Origin of the sequence: Paenibacillus sp. MMS20-IR301 (genome assembly GCF_032302195.1) — a bacterium.
GTDB lineage: Bacteria > Bacillota > Bacilli > Paenibacillales > Paenibacillaceae > Paenibacillus_AQ.
Genome location: NZ_CP135275.1, coordinates 5442332 through 5468262 on the forward strand (window position 1 = coordinate 5442332; position 25931 = coordinate 5468262).

The window sequence follows — 25931 nt, forward strand, 5'->3', positions numbered from 1 at the left end:
ATTTCGGGCAGATATTCACTGTTTGTCGATTGCCTAATTCTTACTTCTCTAATATAACCGATTAAATAACAATATTCTACTTTGACAAAATCTCACAGCACCTTCGACAGGAACTCCTGTGTGCGTTCATGTGACGGATTTCCGAACAGCTGCTCAGGCTCGCCCTGCTCGACCACCACTCCCTGCTCCATAAAGAGAACACGGTCCCCTACTTCACGGGCGAAGCCCATCTCATGCGTAACCACAACCATCGTCATGCCTTCGCGGGCCAAATCCTTCATAACTGCCAGCACCTCACCCACCATCTCGGGGTCCAGCGCAGAGGTCGGCTCATCGAAGAGCATAATCTTCGGCTCCATCGCCAGCGCCCGGGCAATCGCCACACGCTGGGCCTGACCGCCGGACAGCGATGCCGGGTACATCTCGGCCTTCTCGCTGAGCCCCACCTTCTGCAGCAGTTCCAGCGCTTTTTGGCGGGCTTTGTCGACTGGCCATTTGCGGACCTGGACCGGGGCCAGCATGATGTTCTCAATCACTTTTTTATGCGGGAACAGATTGAACTGCTGGAACACCATGCCCACTTCAGTGCGGATATCATTAATCCTTGTGCTCTTCGCCATCAAGGAAGTGCCTTCAATAAGAATGTCGCCCTCCTGCGGCTGCTCCAGCAGATTGAGGCAGCGCAGAAAGGTCGATTTGCCCGAACCGGAAGGTCCGATGACCACCACGACCTCCTGGCTGTGGATATCCACGTTAATATCGGTCAGCACCTTATGGGCACCGAACGATTTATGCAGATGTTTGACTGAGATAATAGGCTCCATAAGGGTTACACCTTCCGTTCAATATAATTAAGCAGCTTGCTCAGGGAATAGGTCAGGATAAAATAGATCAGTGCAGCGGTCAGATAAGGCTCCCAGATCCGCAGATACTGCCCCTTCATCGTGTTGCTCCAATACATAATTTCGGGGGCGGCAATCAGCGCCAGCAGCGAGGAATCCTTAACAAGGACGATGAATTCATTCCCGAACGCCGGAACCATCCGTTTAATTGCCTGGGGCAGAATAATAAACCGCATGGCCTGCCATCTGGTCATACCGAGCGATAAGGCAGCCTCCCGCTGTCCCGGGTCAATGGACTGGATTCCGGCGCGGAAGATCTCAGCGGAATAGGCTGCGGAATTGAGTGATAATGCTACGAATGCGCTCATCAGCGCATAGGTTTTTCCATAGAACAAAGGAATCAGGCCGAAATGAACAATCAGAATCTGCACATATAGCGGTGTTCCGCGGAAGATGTTGATATACGCATGAAACGGCCAGCGGAAATACCATCTGGGCGCCATTTTACCGAAACCGATAACCAGGCCCAGAATGGAGCCGCATAGAATGGAAACAAGTGATACACCTATAGTAAACAGCGTTCCCTTAAGCAAAACCGGCAAATAATGAACAATGATGTCAAATCTGAAATCCATAGAACTCTTCCCTTCTCTTCTGCTTATAGCTTTCTCTATCTTTCTTATGTGTTTCAAAAAAAGAAGCATGCGCAATAGCAATCATTACGCATGCTTAATTGTTGCTCCACTCCGCTTACTCTGCGTTCAGCAGTACCTGTGTGTCCGGCTCCTCGCCGAACCATTCCTTATAGATTTTGGCATATTCGCCGTTCTCAATGATGGTCTTGATCGCCGGATCAAGCTTAGCCTTCCACTCGCTGCCCTTAGGGTAGAGGATGCCGTAATACTCGGAACCGAAATTCTCCTTGTCGATAATACCCGTCAGCTTCTCATTCGGATTGTTCTTGATATATTCATTCACAATTGCGATATCCGCAACCACCGCATCCGCACCGCCGCCGTTCAGCTCCATCAGCGCTACCGCATTGCTGTCGAACCGCTTCAGATTGCCGTTGTCGATTCCCATAATGCCGCTCATCAGATCATCCGCAGTAGTTGCTGCCTGAACGGCAACCTTCTTATCCTTCAAATCCAGAGCAGACTTAATATCGCTGCCTTCCTTAACCATAATCATGTTGGTGGATTCGAAATAAGGGATGGAATAGTCATAAGTTTCCTTGCGTTCATCTGTAATGGATACCGAAGAGATGCCGGCCTGGTACTCCGTCCCCTGCTGCACACTGGTCAGCATCGTATCCCAGCCTGTGTTCGTCACAGTGTAATCAATACCTGCTTCCTTCATAACCGCCTTGATGAAATCAATATCAAAGCCCTTGATGGTATCCGTATCCATATACTCCATAGGCGCATAGCTCGCATCGCTGGCGAACTTGATCACTTCTCCCGATGCTTCGCCGCTTCCAGCGTTATTATCCGAACCGCAGCCGGCTATTGCCAGCACTAAAAATGCTACTATACCTGACATCACCCATTTTTTTCTGATTCCCATGTTCCAATCCCCCCACTTATTTGTAAAATAACTTAAAGAGATTTTAACAGATTAAAGCGATGGTGACAATTAACTTTTCCTCAATATGTTATGTAACTTCACATGTTATCAATGTATTGTAACATTTCCTGCGGTTATATTTAGGATACTTTGAATTTTATCCGCAAAAAAACAGCCGGAGTGCCGCCGGAGGAGCCTCATCTCCCACGGCAGCCTTCCGGCTGCTTAATTAGTATCGTTATTCGATTAGATGGGGCTCAGAACGTCAGATCCCCGTCATATGAAGCAATCAGCCGGTACAGCTCCGGACGGCGGTCGCGGAAGATTCCCCACTCGATCCGTCCCACCTCAAGGGCATCGAGATCGAATTCGCTGACCAGCACAGTCTGCTCATCACGCCCCGCTTCGGCAACTTTGTTGCCCTGCGGGCCGGCAATGAACGAAGAGCCGTAGAAGTTAATGCTGGAATCCTCATCCAGCTCCTCGCCAATCCGGTTGGAAGCCACGACAGGAATCAGGTTAGCGGCCGCATGCCCCAGCATGCAGGTCTGCCAGTGATCCTTGGAGTCGATCGATCCGTCCTGCGGCTCTGAACCGATGGCAGTCGGATAGAACAGAATTTCAGCGCCCATCAGGCTCATTACCCGCGCGGCTTCCGGATACCACTGATCCCAGCAGATGCCGACGCCGATTTTGGCATAACGGGTATTCCACACCTTGAAGCCGGTATCCCCCGGATTGAAGTAGAATTTCTCTTCATAGCCAGGGCCGTCCGGAATGTGGCTCTTGCGGTACTTACCGAGCACTGTTCCGTCAGCATCAATTACCGCCAGCGAGTTGTAACGCGCATAATTCTTCTTCTCATAAAAGCTGATCGGCAGCACGACTTCCAGTTCCTTCGCAATAGCCTTGAAATGGTTCACCGCCTTATTCTGCTCAAGCTCTGTGGCATAGGCGTAATAATCGGACTTCTCCTTCTGGCAGAAATAAGGTGTCTCAAACAGCTCCTGCAGCAGAATAATCTGCGCGCCTTGGGCTGCTGCCTCTCTTACCAGCATCTCCGCCTTGCGGATATTCTCATCTATATCGCCGGAACAGCTCATCTGTGTTGCGGCTACTTTTACTAATCTCAATAGTCTACCTCCTAAAAGTGTTATGTGCCCAGCCTGCGGATTTGCTTCGAATAGAATACTCAGCGGAAGCCCCGGGCAATAGTTGGATTTATAGCACTTAATTCGCCCATCCAACCTTATATACCTGATAACAGTTGGATTTATGGCACTTAATTCGGCCCGTATCCTTACGTTCGGCAGATTTAAGTAAAATTAAGTGTCGTTTATCCAATTAAATCCCTATATATCTGCATTTCCCCATTAATAGATGCCTTTTTCCCACTTATTTATACTTCTGCTAGCCACGGGCATCTGCCGGGTGTATTCTACGCGTTACTTCACTGCAGGCATCTGCTGGGTCGTGCAGTGCACATTCCCGCCTTCACCAATCACGGCCATTCCGTTCACCGTGCGGATTCTGCGGTCCGGGAACAGCCCGGCGAGCGTCTCTTCCGCCAGCTTGTCCGTCTCAGCCGCTGTTCCGCCGAATACCGGCAGGATGATGCCGCCGTTCACGAAATAGAAGTTCAGGTAACTCAGAGTCAGCCGGCTGTCTTCAGCATCCACACGGGGCGGCTGCTGAATCTTGATAATCTCAAGCCGCCGGCCCTTGGCATCCACCGCCTGCTCAAGGATAGAGAGGTTCTCCCAGGTAATGGCATAGTTCTCATCCTGCGGGTCCTCGCAGACCTGGATAATTACCTTGCCCGGGGCAGCAAAGCAGGCGATATTGTCGACATGACCGTCAGTTTCGTCCCCGCTTAGGCCGCGCTTCAGCCAGATCACGGACTCAGTGCCGGTATATTGCTGCACATAGCCGGCAATCTCTTCCCGGCTCAGCTCCGGATTACGGTTCGGATTCAGCAGGCACTCTTCCGTGGTCAGCAGCGTACCTTCCCCGTCGCTATGGATAGAGCCGCCTTCCATGACAAGCGGTGCATCCATTCTGGCGGTTCTGTGCAGCTCCAGAATTTGCGGGGCGACCGCATCATCCAGATCCCAAGGCGAATATTTACCGCCCCAGGCATTAAATTTCCAGTTCACGCCGGCCAGGCTGCCGTCTTCGCCAACAACGAAGGTTGGCCCGTTATCGCGCAGCCAGGCATCGTTATGCAAGATAGGCAGCAGCGTTACATTAGCCCCCAGATTCAGCTTCTCTACCGTGTCCATGTCATCGGGATTAACTACCACGCTCACCGGCTCGAATTCGGCAATCGCCTGAATAATCTCGGCATATCCGGCACTTACAGATTCATGATTGTCCGGGTGGACCATCGATTCCTGCACTGGCCAGGATATGAAGGTCCGTTCATGCCGGGCCCATTCCGCCGGCATTGTATAGTGTAAATCTTGTGGATTCATCGTTTAACTACCTCTGCTATTTATATTTGAAGCGGCCTAAGACCCGCAGCTCCTCACCCATCATACAATAATATGCCGGTGCGCTCAATTGCCGTACAGCAATAATCCCTCTGGAAATATCCAGAGGGACTACAGGGTGAGGCATCTGATTATAGCCTGATCTGTTTAATGATATTACCGGCGAAGTCCTTAATGCTGAATTCCCCGTTCTCCAGAATTCCGTAAGAGTTCGGGTTATTCTCTTTCGGCAGGGAGATCGAGCCGGGGTTGAGGACAAATATCCCCTCTTTCACATCCGCTAACGGCAGATGCGTATGCCCCTGGATGAACACATCCTGCGGCGACAGCGCCGGCAGCTGGTCGATGCTGAATCCGTGCCCATGTGTGGCATATATCTTCCGGCCTTCGTGAAGAATCAGCACATAGTCACCCATCATCGGGAACTGCAGCAGCATCTGGTCTACCTCGGCATCGCAATTGCCTCTGACAGCCACAAGCGATTTGCCGTAAGCATTCAGCCTGTCGGCGACCCCTTGCGGATCATAGCCTTCCGGCAGCGGATTCCGGGGGCCATGATACAGGAAATCCCCGAGAATAACCAGCGTGTGCGGCTGCTCTTCCTCCGCCTTCGCCAAGGCCTGCTCCAGCCAGTGCAACGACCCGTGGATATCGGAAATAAACATCAGTTTCATCTTTGCTCTTCCTCTCCATTATGTAGCTTACCCTATAAGAAGCTCACTTCTGCCGGCAACCCATCAAGAACAAGCCGGCTTCAGGATTCATTTCACATTATATCTATTGTATATGCCGCGGACCGGCTAACGCAAAGCAGGACGCCCCGGCGGGGCGCCCTGCACCAATCTGTAACCAACCTTAAGGCAGATTAGACGAGCCCATCAGGAAGCGGTCCACCTCACGGGCGGCCTGACGGCCTTCGTGAATCGCCCAGACCACAAGGCTCTGTCCGCGGCGCATGTCGCCTGCGGCGAAGACACCTTCCACATTCGTCGCCTGCGCACCGAACTCAGCCTTCACGTTCGAGCGCTCGTCACGCTCTACACCGAGTTGTCCCGGCACCGCTTCTTCCGCTCCGGTGAAGCCAAGGGCGAGCAGCACAAGCTGCGCCTTAATAATCTCTTCGCTGCCCGGCACTTCCACAGGAATCATCCGTCCGTCTTCGGTCCGCTTCCATTCGATACGTACCGTGTGCAGCTCCTGCACATGCCCCTCAGCATCGCCGATGAAGCGTTTGGTATTAACCAGATAGCGGCGCGGATCTGCTTCATATAGAGAAGCCGCCTCCTGCTGCCCGTAGTCTACCTTCAACACCTTCGGCCATTCCGGCCAAGGGTTGCCCGGCTGCCGGGTGAGCGGCGACTGCGGCATAATCTCCAGCTGGATCACGCTGCGGCAGCCGTGGCGGATCGAGGTGGCCACACAGTCTGTACCGGTATCGCCGCCGCCGATAACCACAACATCCTTGCCTGCAGCGGACAGATATTCCCCGTCAGCAAGCCCGGAATCCAGCAGGCTCTTCGTATTCATGGTCAGGAACTCCATCGCCTGATGAATACCCTGCAGTCCGCGGCCTTCCAGCGGAAGGTCGCGGGCTTGGGTTGAGCCGCCGCAGAGCACTACTGCATCATGCTCATCCTTCAGCTGCTGCGCCGGGATATCCCGGCCGATTTCGGTTCCGGTTACGAAGGTAATGCCTTCAGCAGCCAGCAGATCGACCCGGCGCTGCACCTTCTTCTTATCCAGCTTCATATTGGGAATACCGTAGGTAAGCAGGCCGCCGATCCGGTCGGCCCGCTCATAGACGGTTACACTGTGTCCGGCTTTATTAAGCTGTGCAGCACAGGCAAGCCCGGCCGGACCGGAGCCTACGACTGCAACTTTTTTACCAGTGCGGGTGAGCGGCGGCTCAGGAACAATCCAGCCTTCCGCGAACCCTCTATCGACAATTGCCTTCTCAATTGATTTAATGGTAACCGGGTTTCCGTTCTTCCCTACAGTACAAGCCCCTTCACACGGGGAAGGACAGACACGCCCTGTGAATTCAGGGAAGTTATTGGTTTTGTGCAGGCGCTTCAGCGCAACCTGCCAGTTATCGCGGTAGACCATGTCATTCCATTCCGGAATCAGATTGTGCAGCGGGCAGCCGCTGGCCATCCCGGATAACATACGTCCTACATGGCAGAACGGTGTTCCGCAATCCATACAGCGGGCAGCCTGCTCACGCAGCTGCTCCTCCTCCAGCGGCACCGAAAATTCATTCCAGTTCTTAATCCGTTCAAGCGGCTCGCATTCCGCAGGCGTCCGCCGCTGATATTCCAAAAATCCGGTTGCTTTACCCATCCCTGTCATCCTCCGAGTCTCTCTGATTGGCCGCCGAAACTGCTTAAAGCGGCATTTATGCCCACATTCAGCTCCAACAAGAGACACACTCTTCTGTCGCCGGACTGCTATTCTGTCACTGTAAAGCAGCGAAGCATTGCCTCCATATTATCATCTATCCGCAGGGTGCGAACATGAGCAATGTCACCTTTTGCAGCAAACAGAACGGACACAGAACTCAGGCGGCGTCTTTCCCCTTAAGAATATTGTAGGCGGCGCTGAATACCCCGAACAAAATCCCCGTTACAGGAAACAGAATCCAGTTGATCTGCCACTGATTATATACCAGCCCGCTGATAAGGAAGATACAGGTTACGAGCGGCCAGACAATTGCAGCCACGGCACCGATAACCCGGTTCTCCTCTTTCTTCGCGTCAGTGAATTCTCCGGTCTTCAGCAGCAGTTGATACGCTCCCCGGATATTACCGTAATAGACGAAGAGGAAGACCGCTACAGCCACAACAGCCAGCAGAACCACTATTCCATACGTGGAAGCGGTATCGCCAAAGGCTGAAGCCACAAAAATGGCAACAGTTGAAAGAATACATAATCCGACTCCTGTAATAAGCGACAGTGTATACGTGGCGGCAAATGAGGACTGCTTCTGCTCAATTTCCGCCTGCAGATGATGCGGAAGGCTGAAGCCGGACTGGATGAATTTATACTTTTCCATCTTCATGCCGCTGTAGATAAACATTGCAATGGCGGGGACCAGCAGCACCAGCAGTGTCACCACCCCGAACACGCCCAGTGCATCCTCTGAAATATAGGACCTCATGAATCCGTTCTCCGCAAGGCTTGTAATCAGAATAAGCAGGGCAGTACCTATCATGCACAGCGCCACACCCAGTCCCACGAGCAGGCCTGCTCTTGTTTTGGCCGCAATAAATTCTTCAGTCTCAAAGCCGGTCAGCACCCGGAGGGGAGGGAGTAGCTCCTCTGTACGGTTAATCCCGTTCTTCGCGCTTGCGGGTTCGATTCCGAGCTCACTGATCAGCTCATCAATATTGCCGAATTCCGAAATGACGATCCCCACCGCCTCGTTCTCCGATTTACCTTCGTGCTTCAGCTCATGGTACTTCTCCTCCATATGGCCAAGCAGCTCCTGCTTCAGCTTCTGCATCTGCTGCGTCCCCGGCAGCGAAGCAAACATAGTATTCAGATATCCGATAATTGTTTCCACGTTCATCACAGCTCCTTAATGAATTGGTTGATAACTTCCTGTGTGACCTGCCATTCCTCACATTTGCTGCGGTAATAGGCCAGCCCCAGCGGAGTGATGCGGTAATAGGTACGCCTTTTGCCGAAGGTCTCATCCAGATAAAAGGAATCGATATACCCGTTCTTCTCCAGCCTCGTAAATGCGGAATAGAGCGTGGTCTCCTTCATAACGTACTTCTCCTCGGATAGCTTCCGTATATTCTTGGAGATCTCGTAGCCGTAGGATTCTCCATCCAGAAGCATGTAGAGAATCATCGTATCGTTGTACCCCCTGATAACGTCACTGCTGATCAATAGAATGCCTCCTGTACTTCATCTGTCGTAGTAATTATGTCCATTGTAGCACAACTACTACGACAGGTGAAGTAGTTTTCACCCATATTGTTATTTATTTGAAAAAAGCAAAAAACCAGGCGCTCAGTCGGCCCGGTTCTATGCTAAGGGAATATGCTCTGAATATAAATGGATAAATAACCAGCTTTACTGCTGCCCAAGATACCGGATGTTGCCGGCCACCTCCAGAAAGACCGGAAGCACCGCTTCCTTATTTCTGTTGAAATACATGAAATACATCAGCATATCCGGCGTATCATCATGCTTAAACACAAAACCGTCCACCCGCCTGCCGTCACCGCCGTCACCCGCACTGCCGACATATTCTTCATACTGCATCAGATCCTTATCCTGAAAAAGAACGTCTCCGCCAAACTTCAGCGACTCCTGCAAATTATCAGGGTTTGCCAGACGGCTTACTTCACTCAGTGCAATAAATTCCGACTTATTCAGCCCAAGCTCCGAGCCGTCTTCATAGTCAAATTCCTGCATCGTATCCGGGATAAAAAAACCATAAGGGTGCATGTCAATTTCCACAAAGGTTGAGGGATATTCTTGCCCTTGGATGAGCAGCGTTCTCTGCTCTGCAGAGCCGGTTAAATCCTTAATCAGCTTAACTTTAGGAATTGCGGTTGCGGTTTGCCCGGGCTGTACCCTTTCCGTTGGCTGCGGAGCGGTATCCGGAGCTTCTGCGGACGGAACCGGCGTAGAAGTAAATGCAGGTATGGAAGATGCTGCTGTTCCGGCCGGGGCGGGCTGTCCGGAACAGCTGATAAGGACGATGAGCGGCAGTATACTGCAGATTCTAACGGGTATGCGCATGATTGCCTCCTTTTTGCTTCTTTAAACCTACCACTATTTTACCTTTTATTGTAATACATTTACAAACAGAACCCGGGCAGCACTGCCCGGGTTCTGTTTATATTAATTAACCGTATCAATATGGAAATGATCCGAATGATCTGCACGGATGTAGATTTTATTAGAGGTTAAACCATGGTTCGTATAGTATATAACTCTGCTGATATTAGAGTTGGCTACGCAAATCTCCAAAAATTTCTTGGCTTCTGCTGCAGTCAGTCCAGCATTTCTGATATCGACTTCCCTGCCGGATTGATGGGTGCTGTGCTCAGGTGTATCTGCTCCGTCCATCAGGCTTCCGTCATTGACCTCAATCAATTTGCTGTAAGCGGAATAGAAAGAGTATCCGATGCTGTATAACGTATCCCGGCAGCTGCTCGTGCACCATGCATGGTCCAGCTTATACATTGCATCAGCCGCAATTCCGTTAGCAGTGTCATTATAGTTAACGTAACCAGGCGTTGACTTGAAGATCCGGACCCAGCCTTTGGGCGAGACGCCGATAGAAGTATGCATTGCATTACGCGAAGCAGCGCCATAACCTCCATCTGCAGTCAAACCTGAATTGCTCTGGAATACTTTAAGGTTGGCAGTTGTCGCTGCATCAAACGAATTGCTCGTATTCCCGTCCAGAGAAGGAGTGCTTGTCCACAAATAAGAAGGTGTAATGCTCCGGTATTGCCTTAAGTTTGCTTTAAGAACTGCTACCTGGGCGTGGGATGTCCCCTGGCTATACGACCCCAGAAAATTAGTTCCATATAGTGAATTCGATTGTGCTGTACCTACAGCTGCAACATTGTTGTGCCCTGCCGCCATGTACGATCATTCCTTCCTTGTGTTAACGCCGGGATTAAGATCACAGGCTCCCGGACCCTGCGTCTTAATTATCGTTACTCTATACAAAGTGAAAGAAAACGATCAAAAAACAACCGCGCTGAAAGTTATCCGGTTCTTCATCCAAAACCCTGCCATTATCCGTTCAAATTCAGTCCTTGAGCAGTCGGCACATGGTTTAAAATGGAATAAAATCAAAACTAATACAAGCGTTTCAATGAATTCTCCGGAGGAATTCACCCAAAAGTCGGCAAGGCAGGGCGTATAAAGTATCAAACTAGTAATAATTTACATCCAATAACTAAAGAGCTGGACAGGAGGGACCACAATGCATTCCATAGCAAATGAAAAACCGCTAAAGCTATTTCAAGAATATAAACAGAATCATCCTATATTATTTAAGGACAAAATCATTCAGTCTTTTTTCGATTCAGAAATCCACCGGAAGCTACTAGAGCGAGGCCTGAAGGGCAGTTCGCAAGCCGGCAGACAGCTTGAAGCAGCATTCAGAGGCTATTATTTTGAATTCCGTTTCACCAGTTTTATAGACTCTATTATAAAATTTCATGCTATAGGCCGGATGCGCCAAAATCACAAATACAGAAAGCGTAATCTGCTGATTTTTGATCAGTCCGGTTCTGAGGAGGGGGAACAAACTTTAGGAGATATTTTAATAAGCAGACAGCACACTTTACCCGAAGAAGACTTCAACACCTGCTCACCGGACTTCATCCATTCCATTAACAACGACAAATTAGCAGAATCATACGCAGCCCTTACCTCCCGCCAGCAAACCATAATTAAGCTTCGTTACGGCCTCTGTTACCGGGACCGTGAGATTGCAGAGATGCTTGACATTAGTCCCCAGGCTGTCGGCAATAACCGCAATAAAGCGTTAAGGAATCTCCGCACCAGGTTGCATGCCCAATGAAAACAAACGCGGAAGAACTACTGTTGACTATGGTTGTAAAGGCACAGGCCGGGGACCGGGAAGCCCTGCAGCAAATCCTTAACCGTTTCAAGCCGTTTATCCAGAGGGTCGCCTGTACAGCCTCCGTGAATGAGCGGGATGATCTGGAGCAGGACCTCACTGAAATGTTAATAAAAAAGATTATGAATTACCCGTTAAACTCTGCTCCGGATTACTCTTCCTTCTGCGGTATGCTGTATAAAGATACGTAGATAACCTTCTCAGTCATTTCCATATACACCTAAAAAAACCGGGAGCCTCCCTCTGGAAGCTTCCCGGTCTTCTTCTGCTTATCAGCTTTGCTTTGTTTACAGAACTGCCAACACTACCATCCCTACCCCTTTAGCTGCCAAAATACTGCTGTCCAGCCGCCCTATCTGCTCTCCGCCGAAGAGCACCGTCCATGCCCCCAGCAGCGGCAGTTCAACAACCGCGCCTTGCGGATTGGCATTGTATAGAACATACAAGTGCTCTGCAGCATCTCCGCCGGCATGGTCCCGGAGAGTGAAGGCCACCGCGCGGGCAGGAGCCTCCTCAAAGATCAGCCTGTCGCGGATCTCCTCAGCGGTTCTCAGCCGGAAAGCCGGATGTTCCGCCCTCAGTGCTATCAGCCGCTTCATATAATCTACGGAACCAGCCTGCTCCGCACAGCGCTCCCAGTCCAGCCAGTTGTCTTCGACTGGTGACTTATAGCTGTTCTCAAGTCCGTGCTTGGTGCGCAGGAACTCCTGCCCGGCATGAATGAAAGGAATTCCCTGGCTGGTCAGAAGCATCGCCGATGCCAGGTGGTGCATAGCCCGGCGCTGTTCATCTGTTGTCCCTTCAGCCGACAGCAGCAGCTTATCCCATAATGTATGGTTGTCATGGCATTCTACATAGTTGACACTTTGCTCCGGCTCCTGTGCATACTGTCCCAGGCCCGGACTGTAATAGATTCCTCCGGCAATTCCAACCTTTACATTCCGTTCAAAGCCGATGCCGCCGCTGATAAAGCCCTTCTGGTCATGCAGAAAGATATTCCCTTTAATGGCATCACGGTACCCGTCATTGAAATGGCCGATGCCCGGCAGCTCATTGGCATGACTCTGATTCGCCCGGAGATCCTCAGCCAGTGCCGTATCCATCATCCAGCCTTCCCCTATTGTCAGGAGTGAAGGATCAAGCTGATCCAGACGGCGGCGGATTTCGGTCATCGTACTGATATCCAGCAGGCCCATCAGATCGAAGCGGAAGCCGTCGAGATGATATTCCTCCGCCCAGTAGAGCACCGACTCTACAATGAACCGGGACATCATCGCCCGCTGCGAAGCAGTGTCGTTACCGCAGCCGGAGCCGTTAGAGAGACGGCCGTCCTCTTTGTACCGCAGATAATATCCGGGAACCAGCTTGGTGAAATTCACCCGGAACCCGTCATAGACATGATTGTATACCACATCCATAATTACACGCAGGCCGCGGTCATGCAGCGCTTGAATCATGGTTTTCAGCTCAGTGATACGCAGGCCCGGCACGTAAGGGTCTGTAGCATAAGATCCTTCGGGAACATTATAGTTCTTCGGGTCATAGCCCCAGTTATAGTGCGGCTGATCCAGCCGTGTCTCATCCACGCTCTCCGTAGCATAATCGTATACAGGCAGCAGCTGGACATGAGTTACACCAAGCGCAGCAATATGATCCAGCCCGGTCGGAATTCCTCCGGGACCGCGCGTACCGCTCTCGGCAAGCCCCAGATATTGTCCTCTATGAGTAATACCGCTCGCAGGATGCATGGACAAATCACGCAAATGAAGCTCATAGATAACCGCATCTACCGGCTCGGCCAACGGCGGTTTGTCCGCTGTCCAGCGTACAGGATCAGTCTTACGTAAATCCAGAATGGCCCCTCTGTCTCCATTCACACCGACCGCACGGGCATACGGGTCAACGGCTTCATTCCAAAGACTGCCAATCCGTACACGGTACGTATAGAACTTTCCGTCCAGATCGCCGGGAACCGTAACTCTCCATGTTCCCCGGACATCGCGGATCATCGGAACCCTCCGGCCCGGTGCTTCCTGCCAGGAAGGATAGAGCACGAGCTCCGCTTCCTGCGCAGTAGGTGCCCACAGGCAGAAGGCTGAACCGGACGGCGAGTAGCTTAAGCCGAGATCATTGCCGTCATAGCTGAACAGCTCATCAAAGCTCCGGTCGAATACCGAGATGCCGCTGGTGGCCGCCGGATCACCATAATAGATCGGTTCCTGCATTTCCTTTTGTACAGACAAGGCAACCCGCCTCCTTTATACCCTTTAGTTAAATATACGGCTGTATGCACAGGGAGTTACATCAAATTCATACAGCTTGTAAGTGAATTCTATCTTGGCTGCCGCCTTAAGTGCAAACGTTTGAATTCTTCAGTGCGGCCAGAGCAAAGCTTCTGTGAAGGCCTGAGAGCTTCCAAATACTCCCCGTTCAGCCGCCCGAAAGTCACCTGGTTCCCGGCTCCGGCAGCTGTGCAATATGAACAGCCACCATCGTCAGAATAGGCTGATTCGGTGCATAGGGAATTCTCCGTTCCCTGCCCGGTGTATATCCGCGGCCTTTATGGCGGATTCCGTTGTCGTGGACGATCAGCATGAGTGTTCCGTCACGATTATCCTCATAACCGATGCCCAGTACCCAATGATAATCAAACACATATTTCCCCCGCCAGCGGAAGCTGAACCATTTATCAAATTTGAGCGCTACGGGGCGCCCCGCATCAATCTCCGACCGGTAACGCCCGGCATCATTAAATGAGGATACCGCAAGCAGCCCGGACTTGTCTGCTCCGCGCGGGGCAGCCTCGCGGATGTAGGCCCGCAGGCCCCGGATGAAGCCGCCGACACTCATCCCCCAGGGCGTCCCCCCATGATGGGTATATATGTAGTTAATATGCGCCGCCTTGGAATCAAAGTGACTGTTCCCCCGGATAAACAGCCTTCCCTTCCGCGTATGCCAATATTCCATTAATGCCGCCATTGTCGCCGGACCGCAGGCAGAAGAGGAAGCCTCTACCCCTGCCTCCCACTGTGTATAAGGCTCCGCCTTCAGCACCCGGCTGAACCGGTCCCGGCTCACGAGGATACTCTCCGCCGGCACAGGCGCAGCACCTGTCCAATCTCTCCAGGCTGTCCCTGATCTGCCGGACGGTCCGGCAACGGCCGGACCCCGGCGGAAGCAGCCGGTTCCTCCCGGCTGCCCTCAGGGTCCGTGTCGATATCGATGGGCAGGGTGAAATAGAACTCCGAGCCTTCCCCTTCCACACTCTCTACGGCAATGGCTCCGCCCATCAGCTCTACCAGCCGTTTGCAGATTGCAAGACCAAGGCCGGTACCGCCATAAAGACGGTTAATGGACGGATGCAGCTGGGAGAAGGACTGGAACAGCAGCGGCTGCTTCTCCGGCGGGATGCCGATCCCCGTATCCTTGACGCTGAATTTCAGCGTCAGCTTCCTGCGGTCCCGGCAATATTCCGTATCCAGTGAGATGATGACCTGCCCGGCCGCGGTGAATTTGACCGCGTTGCTGACAAGATTGACCAGCACCTGCCGCAGACGGGCGGCATCCCCCATAATCTGCTCAGGCACATCCGCAGCCCTCTCACAGGACAGCCCGATATTTTTCTCCCAGGCTTTGGGCCTGAACAGCTCCGTCACACTTTCCAGCAGCTCCCCGAGGCTGACAGGCTCGTTCATCAGGGTCATTTTTCCGGCTTCAATCTTACTGAAATCCAGAATTTCATTCAGAATATATAACAGCGCGGTACTGCTGTCCTTGATAATCTCGGCATATCCCCGCTGCTCCTCATCCAGCTCTGTCTCAGCCAGCAGATCGGTCATGCCCATGATTCCGTTCATCGGCGTCCGCAGCTCGTGGCTCATAATGGCAAGAAACTCTGATTTGGCCTGATCTGCCTTCTCAGCCAGCTCCTTCGCCCGGATAATCTCCTTCTCATCTGTAATATCACGAAAAACAACGACTGCCCCCTTGCGCTCGCCCTTATCCAGTAACGGGGTTACCTGGTACTCCGCCAGGAAGCTGGAACCGTCCTTGCGCCACAACACAGCATCCTTGTTCCGCTGGGATCTCCCGGCCCGGACGGCCTGCATCAGCGGTGATTCTCCCGGACGGTAATGGATGCCGTCAAGCGCGGTCTGCTGCAGATGGTCCAGATAAGGATGGCCGGAGATTTCATCATATTGGAAGCCCAGCATCTGTGCACCGGCCGGATTAATGAAGGTCACCCTGCCCTCGATATCGAGGCCGAAGATACCTTCGGAGACTGCATTCAAAATCAGCGTGTAATCATTGCTCAGCTTCTCTATCTGCTCGGTATGCCGCCTATATTCCGTAATATCACGGGAGATTCCGTATACCCCTACCACCCGCTTGTCCACTATGATAGGAATATTAGTGGTGTTCACCTCCACCGGATGACCGTCTTTATGAATCAGCGTCAGATCATAGCTCTGCGGCTTACCTTGACTGGCCAGGCTAAAATGATGGAGCGTCTTCGCAGCATCCTTCTCTGCGACCAGCGGTCCGTAATGGTGGCCCAGCAGCTCTTCCAGTGAATACCCGCTCAGCTTCTCCAGGTTCGCATTGGCCGTCAGATAATCACCCTGCAAGCTCATGGAATAAACGGCTGAAGGGTTGTATTCAAATAACGATTTGTAGCGCTGCTCACTCTCCTGCAGCTTCGATTCGAACTCTTTGCGCTCGGTGATGTTCCGGCCGACCGCTATAATCTCAACCACCCGGCCCTGCTCGTCAAAAATATAACGGCTGTTCGTTTCAAACCAGATGTAGTGCCCATTCTTGTGGCGGTAGCGGTAGGCGACCGGCGGAATAAACCCGGAGAGCTCGCTTTCTTCCATGACTTGCCTCATCATCTTCAGATCATCAGGATGCAGATAGTGGTAGGCGCTGGTACCGATCATCTCCTCCGGCGCATACCCGAGCAGAGAGCGGCTGGCCGGTGAGCAGTACAGGAAGAGGCTGTCTTTAACGGCATGACGGGATATCAGATCGAGTGAATTCTCCGACATCAGCCTGAAGTTGCGCTCACTGTCCCGCAGCAGCTGTTCCATTTTCATCCGCTCAGTGGTATCCTGCATCATCCCGATCAGCTGCACCGGCCGGCCTTCGGGTCCGAAGTTTACATCCCACTGGATATGCACTGCGACGATATCCCCTTGCGGCAAGATCAGCCGGTAAGCAGTATCGCCGGACTCGCCTTTGCCTACGGCACGTTTCACAGCAGCCTGCAGCAGCGGCAGATCCTCAGGGTGGACAAGCGACAGGAATGCATCATATTCCACATTATTTGCCCCGACGGCATTTTGCAGGATGCGCCGCAGCTCTTCCGAGAAGGCCAGCTTGCCTTTAATTAAATCCCAGCTCCATGAGCCTATCTTAGCCACCCGCTGTGCTGAAGCCAGTGCTTCCTCATTCAGCTTGCGCCCGGTTACATTACGCCCGATGCCCATAATCCGGGTAATGTCACCGTCTTCGTCACGAATCTCATGGAAAGACATCTCAAACCAGAGATAATGCCCTTCCTTGTGGCGCAGCCGCCGGCTGTACGCAATCTTCCTGAGCAGGCCGCTTGAGCTGCTGATTCCTTCAATATCACCCGGATGGTAGAAATCCGCCCGGTTTCTTCCGATCATCTCCTCAGGAAGATAACCGATAAGCGGCAGCGAGGAGGGGGAAATAAAGCTGAGTGTCCCGTCCGGCTGGGAGAAGGAGATCATGCTCTGGTCATCTTTTATAAATAAATTGTACAAATCACGGCTGTCTACAGTCAGCTGGTCCGCAATTTTGCGGTCAGTAACATCCTGTGCATATACAATAATAATAGAATTCTCTTGCCCTGCTTCAGCCGGAACAAAGGTAAGGGACAGCCAGAACGGATATCCGCCGCTGCCTGCAAACCGCTGCTCCTTCAGAAGCGGCTGCCCCTTCAAGAGTAAGAGCTCCTCCATGATTGTGTGTAAAGTAAGGCCATTGTGTTCGTCCTGGCTGGTACGGCCTGCCCCGAATAAGGCGCCTGCAAGAAATTCAGCTTCGCTGCAGCTAAGCAGATTGCAAAAAGCAGGGTTAACCTTAACCCAGTTGTTCCCTTCAGGCGAAAGCACGGCTATCCCCGCCGGAGACATCAGGAATGCCTGATCCAGAATACTGTCATTCTTTGCCAAGTTCCCCATAACATAAGGCCTCCTTCATCTCGAGCCGGCAATTCTGCGGACTCTCTGTTGTCATTTCCTGTCCTTCTATCCTCACAGTATACGATAAGATGAACAAGGAATGAAACGCAGAGGCCGATTTAGGGTAATAAAAATTAAATTGCAAATATTGACGGATTTAGCAGCACGCCCTATATTAAAAAGTAATTATATATCCGTGACTCATTACGCTGGAAGCACCCGTAATAGAGGCCTGTTGGCCTTTATGCGGGTGTTTTTTTTTGTGTGATCAGGGTTTATGGAAACAAGAGGAGGAATTGAAATGAAGAACCTGTACAAGCCCGGTATCCTGCTGTTATCGCTGCTGATTGCCCTGGCCGTACCAGCCGCTTCTGCAGCTGCAGCTGCAACGGTATTTACTTCTTCAATCCAGACATCTTTCGATCTGACGGCAGCTACAGCAGACAGTACGGCCAGAGCACGGCTAAAGAGCCAGTACACCGAATTAACCGCGCTGTCTGCCGAATACGACAGCCGGGAAGTACAGATCAGAAAGCTTCATGACGATAACACCCTGAATCTCACGGCTGTCCGCGAGGCAATCAAGAATATCGATCAGGACTCTATAAACCGGCTGACTGCCTCCGTCACCAGTACTAAGGAGCGTTATCAGCCGCTATTCGACCAGTACAGTGCACTGAACAAACGGATTTCCCTGCTCAAAGGCCTGAAGGACAAGACGCTGAACTCCGTGCTGAAGCTCCAGTCGGAGGCCATGAAGCTGATGGTACAGGCCGCCCGCCAGGAGATACGTGACAAGGAAGCACTGCTTAAGTCCGCCAAGGAAACCCGTGCCCGAAGAATCGCCTCTGCACGTAAGACGCTGGCCGGTATTGAAAGCCCGCAAATCTCTATCAAGTCTCAGAAAAGCGCAGCTTCTGCACTGAACAAACGGCTCAGCGCAGATTGGAGCGATTTCAAAGCAGCCATCCGCAAGCAGAATCCCGTTCCTGCCGGACAGTCCTTGTCTGCAATGAACGCCACTTACCGGCAAATTGCAGCCAGCAAGCAGAAGATTATCGAATATGAGCAGAGAATTGCCGGAATCATCGCGGCCACCCGTAAAGAGATCGGCAGCTGAAGCTCTGCCGGTCCTGTATCTTCTGCATACCTGAGCGCATATGGTAAAAGGACACCTGCATTTTGCAGCGGGAGGAGGCTGTCTATGCGCATCTGCATCATTGCCCCGGAGCAGTTCCCGGTTCCCGGGGACGGTTCTGTGGAAATCTGCATCTGGAATATCGCCCGCCGGCTGGCCCGGAGGCACCAGGTTACCATAATAAGCCGGAGTACATCCGGACTTCCTGCTACGGACGAAGCGGAGCAAGTCAGAATCATCCGGCTGCCGTCCGGAACGCCGCTGCGGTACCGCGACTCCGTTCTAAGCTACCTTGGAGCGGCAGAGCCGTTTGATATTATCCAGGTCGATAACCGGCCGCTGCTGCTGGCCGCTGTCAAGCGGCAGCACCCGGCAACCCCTGTGCTGCTATTCCTTCATTCCCTGACTTTTGTGCCGCCGGGGTCCAGGATTGCCGCCAGCCTTGCCCTGGCAGATGCGGTTGCGGCCAATAGCCGCTCCCTGCAGCAGCGGCTGGCACGGCGGTTCCCCGGACTCCACAGCAGGCTCCGCGTCGTGCCGCTGGGCGCGGACCTGTCGCGCTTCGTCCCGGTGCAGCCGCAGGAGAAAGCCCGCCTGCGCGCGAAGTACGGCCTTGCTCCAGACTTCACGGTCCTCTTCGTGGGCCGGGTCATTCCGCGCAAGGGTGTACCCGTGCTCATCCGGGCGATGCACCGGCTGAACCGGCAAATGCCCGCCCGGCTGCTGATTGCGGGCGGGGGGAAGCCGCCTTATATACGGCGGCTGAAATTGCTCGCCCGCCGGCTGGGCGTGCGCGTATCCTTCCTCGGCAGTATTCCGCACGAGGATATTCACAGCCTGTACCAGAGTGCCGACTGCTTCATTTGTCCCTCCCAGCGGCATGAATCCTTCGGCCTCGTGAACGTCGAGGCCATGGCGACCGGACTGCCCGTCATCGCCTCCAGCAACGGCGGCATCCGGGAGATTATCACCTCCGGCCAGAACGGCTACCTGGTGAAGCAGTACCGCAGCCCGGTTCCGTTCGCGAGACGTATGCTGCAGATCGGCCGCAGCCCCTCACTTGCAGCCAGGATCGGCCTGCAGGGCCGGACTGATGCGCTGCAGATGTTCGAATGGCAGCATACGGCAGAGCTGCTGGAGAACCTTTATCTGAAGCTGGCACCGCAATGAACGGAGGAGACCCGGAGCCGCTGCCGCTCCTCCGGCCCTCAGCTGCCCTGCAACGATTAAGTAGTTGCGACGCAGCTTTCCTGCAACGAATAAGTAGTTGCGACAAAGTGTAGTATGAATTTTGTGACTCATCTCGCAGGAACCCGCTGCAGCGAATAATATACTTAAATTGTAAGCGTTGCCATCAAATAATCGCACAGCACTTTACATCACCAGGACATTGGCAACCCCTACAACACATTATCCGCTGTAGAAAGGGTGCATCATTATGTTAATGATCAAAGCCATCGTAAGACCTGAGAAAGCAGACGAAGTCATGTCCGAGCTGCTGCTTGCCGGCTTCCCCTCCATCAGCAAGATGGATCTGCTCGGCCGCGGCAAACAAAAAGGGATTCAGGTCGGAACCAATCATTATAATCAAATCTCCAAGAAGCTGCTGATGATAGTAGTCCAGGACGACGAGAAGGAGGATGTCATCAGCATTATTATGCGCACGGCCAGAACAGGCGAACATGGCTCATTCGGTGACGGTAAAATTTTCATCCTGCCTGTACAAGAGGCCTACACAATCAGCAACGGCAAAAACCAGCTGTAGGCAGCCCTTCCTTCTGCCTGTCCATATCCAAGAAAGAAGCAGCAAGGCATTCCCCAGCCGCCGGTCTTCACGGGCCCCTGGGTTCGCCTTGCTGCTATATTTGTTCTCCCTGTTCTCAGGCGGGAGACTATGAATATCAGATCATCTGAATAAGTGTAAGCGCCAGCCCCACAACGAAGCCGCAGACCGCACCATTAACCCTGATCCACTGCAGGTCCTTGCCTACCTTCTCCTCCAGCATACTTACGAGTGCGGCATCATCCATCTGATCCAGATTCTCCTTGACCAGCCGGCCTATCCGGTAATGGTTCGCCTCTACGAAGCTGATCAGTGTAGTACGGATCCGGTCTTCCCAGCTGTGGATCCACTCCTGCTCTTGGCTGATCCGCCGGACCAGCCCGCTGTATATCCGGAACAGCCTGCGGCCGCCTCTGGCCTTATCCTCCTCCAGCATCAGCACCGCCTTGCCGCGCAGACTCTCCAGCTGCTGCTGCAAAAATTCTGCTGCGGCCTCCCCTTGAAGCTCATTCAGCGCCCAATTCTTGAGGCTGGCCATCTTCTCTTCATCCTTAACCAGCTGGAATAGTGCCACACGGATCTCCCGGATGATCTGCTCACGGTAAGGGCTGTCTTCTTCACGGAAATCACGGATTCCGGACTGCACCATGCCCTGCAGCATTTCACCCAGCATATCGGCATCAACGAAGCCGACAAACGCCTGAAAGGCCATCCCCTTCAGCCCGCCAAGCTTCACCTCAGCCAGCTTCTCACTGGCGATCTTCCCCAGCATGGCCCGGGTTTCCGGGCGGCCGCTCCAGTTAGAGATCCCCTCCAGCGCATAGTCGAGCGCTGCGATATCCTTGCCGTCATTCATCAGGCTGGTCGCAATCCGGTCAGCAGCACCTCCAAGATCCGCTTCACGCAGATAGCCGGCGGCAGCAGATTGAAGATAAGGCACAGCCTGCTCTACGGGCAGCCGCAGCACCAGCTCCTTGAGCTGCTCCAGCATTTCCGTTCTTGCTTTTCTTCTGGAAAAGAAGCGGGTCAGCATTACAGCCCCCATAGAAACAATGTTGAATGAGCGCAGTTTATTCTCAATGCTCTTCTTGTTCAGCAGCTCATTCTCCATCGCGGAGATCAAAGACTGAATAAGCTTATCCCGGTTCTTCAGCAGCAGCGAAGTATGCGGAATCCTCAGGCCCAAAGGATGACGGAACAGTGCGGTCACCGCAAACCAGTCTGCAATCCCCCCGACCAGGCCGGCCTCGAAGCCCCCGCGGAGCAGAATAACCGCCAGATTCTCCGGCAGAAACAGGGTGAACAGGAAGCCGCAAGCCATGACGGCAAGTGATATTGTAGCTAAATTTCTCGATTTCATAATTTTTTTGTCCCCCTAACATATCGAACCGTAAGCCATTTTTCTACATTTCATTGTACCACGGGAGCACTTCTTTCTGAAAATCTTCAGGCGGAATGCACCGGTTTCCAGAGCTCATAACTGAAAATGGATGAAAATATCATTTTTAAATTTCACAAAAACAATGATAAGATACTATCAAAGTGTAACAGAACTTATTGGGGATCATTACATGACATACAGAACAGGAGAATACTAACATGCTGATTGCACTCGACATGGACGGAACTACTTTGAACGAAGAGGGCCAGATCAGTCCGGAGAATAAAGAAGCTATCCTGCACGCGCAGAGCCTGGGCCATATTGTTATCATCGCTACCGGCCGCTCTTACATGGATGCTGAGCGGCAGCTGCGGCTGGCTGGCCTGAACTGCCCGGTTGTCAGTCTGAACGGTGCACTGGTAACCTTGCCTGATCAGACACTGGCGGCGAGCATACCCATGAACAAAGAAGATATTATTCCGGCGCTGCTCTGGATGAATGAGGTTCCCGGATTATATTATGAGGTGTATACGAAAGATAATGTATATGTTGAGCTTAACAAGCGGGTCGAGATGGAAAAGCTGGCAACGCTGAATGAGGATGAGGTGGAGGAAGAATTCCGCTGGCTGCTGAAGGCAATGGTTGAAATGCAGTTCCAGCAGGCTGCCGTATCCTATGTGGAGAATATGGAGGAAATCTGGAGTAAAGAGGATAACCTGATTTATAAAACGCTGGTCTTCTCACTGAACCGTGAGCTGCTGAAAGAAGCCTCCCTGCGATTCTCCGCCATCCCCGGCCTGATTATTACCGCCTCTCATAGCAGCAATATCGAAATCAACCATAAAAATGCCAACAAAGGCACCGGCGTTGCCATGGTTGCCAAGCATTACGGCATCCCCGCTGCACAAATTGCCGTGATGGGCGACAGCTACAATGACCTGCCGATGTTCGAAATGGCCGGCTACCGGATTGCTATGGAGAATGCGGCTCCGATTCTGAAGGAAACTGCCGACTTTATTACGCTAAACCATAAGGAGCATGGTGTCGCTGCAGGAATCCGGCATCTGCTGGATAAACAGTAACTCTTATATACAATCTTCTATTAAATAAAGAACAGCCCTCACAGGAAGGCTGTTCTTATCAGCGGCGGCTGGTTTCGGAGCGCCCGAGACAACACAAGAGTATACCTCCAAGGTTTATGGCGAGCATTATGATAACTATCAGGCTCTCGGTTGTGGTCAATGTCTGCAATACAGGAATAAACAACGACATCCCTCCATTATGTAGCCTCGTATTTCATATATTTATCCTTTGCCCAATATATTAATCTCAGCTGTCAAAAATTGGACCTTAGAATGAATGGCGTGATTTATGCTGCTCCCTGAACTGCTTCGGGGTGACCTCCTCATACTTTTTGAACACACGGATGAAATAGCTCGTAGTCTGAAGTCCGATCCGCTCGGAAATGCTGTCCAGCCCGAGGTCCGATTCCAGCAGCAGCTCCTTCGCCTTCCTGATCCGCAGCTGCGTTACAAATTCGATAAAGTTGCAGCCTGTCTCTTCCTTGAACAATACGCTTAAGTAGCTGGCATTGAGATGCACATGCCGGGCCGCGTCCTTGATGACCAGCGTTTCCCCGATATGATCATGGATATATTGGATGACCAGATTAATGTAGGAATTATTCGATTTCTTCGGAGGCGCCAGCTCCCTGCCGGTTCCGGTCCTGTTCTTGTCCGCAGCCGGTTTAAGTGCCCGTTCCACAGACTGAATAAGCAGATCCTGCTGCACAGGCTTGAGCAGATAATCAACTGCCCCCAGCTTCAGCCCCTGCTGGGCATACTCAAACTCGGCGAAGCCGGTAAGCAGAATGGTCGGCACCTCAATCTGTTCCTTGCGCAGCGTCTCCAGCACTTCAATCCCGCTGAGCAGCGGCATACGGATATCCGTAATCAGCAGATCATAGCTCCGTTCCCGCAACAACTGCAGGGACTGCATCCCGTTCTCGGCAACGTCCACCCGGAGCAGCTCCTCGCCCCATTGCCGCAGCGTGAAAGAGACACCCATTCTTGCATTATACTCATCATCAGCTACCAAAATTGACGTCCCCATCAACCTCCAGCCCCCTTCCCGTGCTCCGGGGAATACTCAATACCACCGAGGTCCCTTCACCCGGAACGCTATCGACAGAAATTCCGTACTGCTCCCCATAATGTAATTGAATCAGCTTGCATACATTAAACATTCCTATGCCGTTCACGTTCCCGTCCCCGTCAGCCATGAACTCAATATTCATCCGGTTAGAGAGACGTTCCCGGATCATCTTCAGCCTGTCTGCACTTATGCCTACGCCGTTATCCTGCACGTTGAAGGTGATAGCCTCTGCTGATTCATGCACCAGCAGCCTGATTTTGCCGCTGTGCTCCATAGGCTCGATTCCGTGAATCATCGCATTCTCAACAAGCGGCTGGATGGTCAGCTTAGGAATACGCACATTCGCCAGGGCAGGATCAGCCTGAATCTCAACTTCAACCCGCTCATGCCAGCGCATCTTCATAATGTCGGCATAACGCCTGACCTGCTCCAGCTCCTCCCTGACCGATACGAACCCGTCTGCTCCGGCGGTCTTAATACTGTAGCGGAACAGATCAGCAAGCCGTATGACAGTTCCGGCCAGCTCCTGTTCCCCTTTGACAATATGGGCCCAATACAGGGAATCCAGGGTGTTGAACAGGAAATGGGGATGAATCTGGGAATGGAGCGCCTTGATCTCACTTTTGCTCTTCATCAGCTCTTTCTCATACACCGACTTGATCAAATGGTTGATCTCACGCACCATCTGGTTGTACTTCAGATTGAGCTGATTGACCTCACGGTTAAAGTACAGCTCCGGATTCTCCCTGGGACTGCCGATTTTCCCCTTCTGGATTACACGGGTAAGCCTTTTGATCGGAGAGGTAATCAGCAGGGAGAGATAATAGGATAAGACCGCAAACATGATGCTGCTAAGAATGACCGACCAGAGCAGCACATCCTTGAAGAAATAGATATCCTTTGTAAGCGTTCTCTTGGGAACGCTGATCTGGAGCTGCCAGTTGGCGGAGCCGATTGTTTTCTCAATAGTCACATAATCGTCCTGACGGAGCCTGGAGTTCCCGGCAGTGTACAGGAATCCCGCATCCTTATCGGCCGAAATCAGGTTATGCTCCGCATCCAGCAGGCTCATGACGCTGCCTTCCGCCTTGGCCACATCCTTACTGATGAAATTAATCAGGGAAGGCTTGATCCGGATAACGAGATACCCGCCTGATGCATATTCCAGCTTCTCCAGACGGACCTGGCGGACGGCCAGCAGGTAACCGGGATCTTCCGGATCACGCCCGATCCAGACAATCGCCCCGGCCTGGTGGATATCGTCAGCGGCCTGGACATAAGCAGCCCCGACCCTGTCCTCAATCTTCTTGTCTACAATAGGATAGATACTGCCATGCGCCGAGAACAGCTCTATTTCACCGATATGATCAGAATAGGCCGTCTTGTCGATCAGGATTTTCCGCAGCTTCATAATCTCAGCATAAACGGTCCTGTCCCCCTGCCGTTCATTAGTAAGCACATCCTGAAGCCGTTCATCCATCGCCAGCTGGAGCGTTACTACATTAATTTCGTTGAGCAGGGATTCCATGCGGCCGCTGACCTGTACGGCAATCTCATCCATATAGCGGGCGGCATTGTCCTTCTGAACCTTGGAGAGCAGAAAGTAGAGGCTTCCCATCATTAAGGACAGAACCAGCGCCATCATCACTATAAACCCTACAAATATCTGTCCTTTGGTCTGGTCGAGGCCAAGCATTCTCAGCAGTCTCATGGTAATCCCCCCGTGATGCAGATACACAAAAACCTA

At 52.3% G+C, this 25931-nt stretch carries 23 protein-coding genes; 6 read left to right on the forward strand and 17 right to left on the reverse strand.

Annotated features, from left to right (window positions below; all coding sequences use genetic code 11):
• Positions 1-92: 92 nt before the first annotated feature.
• The 11 genes from LOS79_RS23165 to LOS79_RS23215 all read right to left on the reverse strand — a co-directional run bounded on the left by LOS79_RS23165 (position 93) and on the right by LOS79_RS23215 (position 10510).
• Positions 93-815, reverse strand: coding sequence for an amino acid ABC transporter ATP-binding protein (locus tag LOS79_RS23165; RefSeq protein ID WP_315422413.1), 723 nt, complete (start codon positions 813-815; stop codon positions 93-95).
• Between the two features lie 14 nt (positions 816-829).
• Complete coding sequence (locus LOS79_RS23170; protein WP_315412657.1) at positions 830-1477, reverse strand: amino acid ABC transporter permease; 648 nt, start codon at positions 1475-1477, stop codon at positions 830-832.
• A gap of 115 nt (positions 1478-1592) precedes the next feature.
• Complete coding sequence (locus LOS79_RS23175) at positions 1593-2408, reverse strand: basic amino acid ABC transporter substrate-binding protein (protein ID WP_315412659.1); 816 nt, start codon at positions 2406-2408, stop codon at positions 1593-1595.
• 257 nt (positions 2409-2665) lie between these two features.
• Complete coding sequence (gene aguB / locus LOS79_RS23180; protein WP_315412661.1) at positions 2666-3541, reverse strand: N-carbamoylputrescine amidase; 876 nt, start codon at positions 3539-3541, stop codon at positions 2666-2668.
• Positions 3542-3853: 312 nt separating this feature from the next.
• Positions 3854-4882, reverse strand: a complete 1029-nt coding sequence (locus tag LOS79_RS23185) for an agmatine deiminase family protein (protein WP_315412662.1) — start codon at positions 4880-4882, stop codon at positions 3854-3856.
• 149 nt (positions 4883-5031) lie between these two features.
• Positions 5032-5574 (reverse strand): phosphodiesterase, encoded by a 543-nt coding sequence (gene yfcE, locus LOS79_RS23190; protein WP_315412664.1) that lies wholly within the window; start codon positions 5572-5574, stop codon positions 5032-5034.
• A 181-nt stretch (positions 5575-5755) separates the two neighbouring features.
• Positions 5756-7240: a glutamate synthase subunit beta gene (locus LOS79_RS23195; protein ID WP_315412665.1), complete on the reverse strand. Its 1485-nt coding sequence runs from the start codon at positions 7238-7240 to the stop codon at positions 5756-5758.
• A 217-nt stretch (positions 7241-7457) separates the two neighbouring features.
• A complete protein-coding gene (locus LOS79_RS23200) occupies positions 7458-8462 on the reverse strand; it encodes a permease prefix domain 1-containing protein (protein ID WP_315412667.1) in 1005 nt (334 codons plus the stop codon).
• A gap of 5 nt (positions 8463-8467) precedes the next feature.
• Positions 8468-8794 (reverse strand): PadR family transcriptional regulator, encoded by a 327-nt coding sequence (locus LOS79_RS23205; protein ID WP_315412669.1) that lies wholly within the window; start codon positions 8792-8794, stop codon positions 8468-8470.
• Between the two features lie 186 nt (positions 8795-8980).
• A complete protein-coding gene (locus LOS79_RS23210; protein WP_315412671.1) occupies positions 8981-9655 on the reverse strand; it encodes a type IV pilus assembly protein FimV in 675 nt (224 codons plus the stop codon).
• A gap of 102 nt (positions 9656-9757) precedes the next feature.
• Positions 9758-10510 carry a peptidoglycan-binding protein gene (locus tag LOS79_RS23215; RefSeq protein ID WP_315412672.1) on the reverse strand — a complete coding sequence of 251 codons (753 nt, stop codon included), beginning with the start codon at positions 10508-10510 and terminating at the stop codon, positions 9758-9760.
• A gap of 346 nt (positions 10511-10856) precedes the next feature.
• Here LOS79_RS23215 and LOS79_RS23220 point away from each other — a divergent pair, with 346 nt between their 5' ends.
• Positions 10857-11459 carry a sigma factor-like helix-turn-helix DNA-binding protein gene (locus LOS79_RS23220; protein WP_315412674.1) on the forward strand — a complete coding sequence of 201 codons (603 nt, stop codon included), beginning with the start codon at positions 10857-10859 and terminating at the stop codon, positions 11457-11459.
• Entirely contained in the window at positions 11456-11710 is a 255-nt protein-coding gene (locus tag LOS79_RS23225) for a helix-turn-helix domain-containing protein (RefSeq protein WP_315412675.1), read from the forward strand. Before LOS79_RS23220 ends, LOS79_RS23225 begins: the two co-directional genes overlap by 4 nt.
• 96 nt (positions 11711-11806) lie before the next feature.
• On the opposite strand, the gene pulA is transcribed toward LOS79_RS23225, so the two are convergent.
• The 3 genes from pulA to LOS79_RS23240 form a co-directional block, all read right to left on the reverse strand.
• Positions 11807-13762 carry a type I pullulanase gene (pulA, locus tag LOS79_RS23230; protein WP_315412676.1) on the reverse strand — a complete coding sequence of 652 codons (1956 nt, stop codon included), beginning with the start codon at positions 13760-13762 and terminating at the stop codon, positions 11807-11809.
• 202 nt (positions 13763-13964) lie between these two features.
• Positions 13965-14597 (reverse strand): C39 family peptidase, encoded by a 633-nt coding sequence (locus LOS79_RS23235; RefSeq protein ID WP_315412678.1) that lies wholly within the window; start codon positions 14595-14597, stop codon positions 13965-13967.
• A complete protein-coding gene (locus LOS79_RS23240) occupies positions 14594-17728 on the reverse strand; it encodes a PAS domain-containing protein (RefSeq protein ID WP_315412680.1) in 3135 nt (1044 codons plus the stop codon). Before LOS79_RS23240 ends, LOS79_RS23235 begins: the two co-directional genes overlap by 4 nt.
• A 301-nt stretch (positions 17729-18029) precedes the next feature.
• Here LOS79_RS23240 and LOS79_RS23245 point away from each other — a divergent pair, with 301 nt between their 5' ends.
• The 3 genes from LOS79_RS23245 to LOS79_RS23255 all read left to right on the forward strand — a co-directional run bounded on the left by LOS79_RS23245 (position 18030) and on the right by LOS79_RS23255 (position 20631).
• Complete coding sequence (locus tag LOS79_RS23245) at positions 18030-18848, forward strand: hypothetical protein (RefSeq protein WP_315412681.1); 819 nt, start codon at positions 18030-18032, stop codon at positions 18846-18848.
• An 84-nt stretch (positions 18849-18932) separates the two neighbouring features.
• Positions 18933-20036 (forward strand): glycosyltransferase family 4 protein, encoded by a 1104-nt coding sequence (locus LOS79_RS23250; protein WP_315412682.1) that lies wholly within the window; start codon positions 18933-18935, stop codon positions 20034-20036.
• 268 nt (positions 20037-20304) lie between these two features.
• On the forward strand, positions 20305-20631 hold the full coding sequence (locus tag LOS79_RS23255; protein ID WP_315412684.1) for a P-II family nitrogen regulator: 327 nt from the start codon (positions 20305-20307) through the stop codon (positions 20629-20631).
• Positions 20632-20767: 136 nt separating this feature from the next.
• Here the strand turns inward: LOS79_RS23255 and LOS79_RS23260 are convergent, their stop codons facing one another.
• The gene (locus tag LOS79_RS23260; RefSeq protein WP_315412685.1) at positions 20768-22009 is read right to left on the reverse strand and encodes a DUF445 domain-containing protein; all 1242 of its coding nucleotides are present in this window, start codon (positions 22007-22009) and stop codon (positions 20768-20770) included.
• Between the two features lie 239 nt (positions 22010-22248).
• Here LOS79_RS23260 and LOS79_RS23265 point away from each other — a divergent pair, with 239 nt between their 5' ends.
• Positions 22249-23112 (forward strand): Cof-type HAD-IIB family hydrolase, encoded by an 864-nt coding sequence (locus LOS79_RS23265; protein ID WP_315412687.1) that lies wholly within the window; start codon positions 22249-22251, stop codon positions 23110-23112.
• Between the two features lie 268 nt (positions 23113-23380).
• Here the strand turns inward: LOS79_RS23265 and LOS79_RS23270 are convergent, their stop codons facing one another.
• Positions 23381-24142 carry a response regulator transcription factor gene (locus LOS79_RS23270; RefSeq protein ID WP_315412688.1) on the reverse strand — a complete coding sequence of 254 codons (762 nt, stop codon included), beginning with the start codon at positions 24140-24142 and terminating at the stop codon, positions 23381-23383.
• Complete coding sequence (locus LOS79_RS23275) at positions 24117-25895, reverse strand: sensor histidine kinase (protein ID WP_315412689.1); 1779 nt, start codon at positions 25893-25895, stop codon at positions 24117-24119. The genes LOS79_RS23270 and LOS79_RS23275 overlap by 26 nt, the downstream gene beginning before the upstream one ends.
• Between the last annotated feature and the right edge of the window lie 36 nt (positions 25896-25931).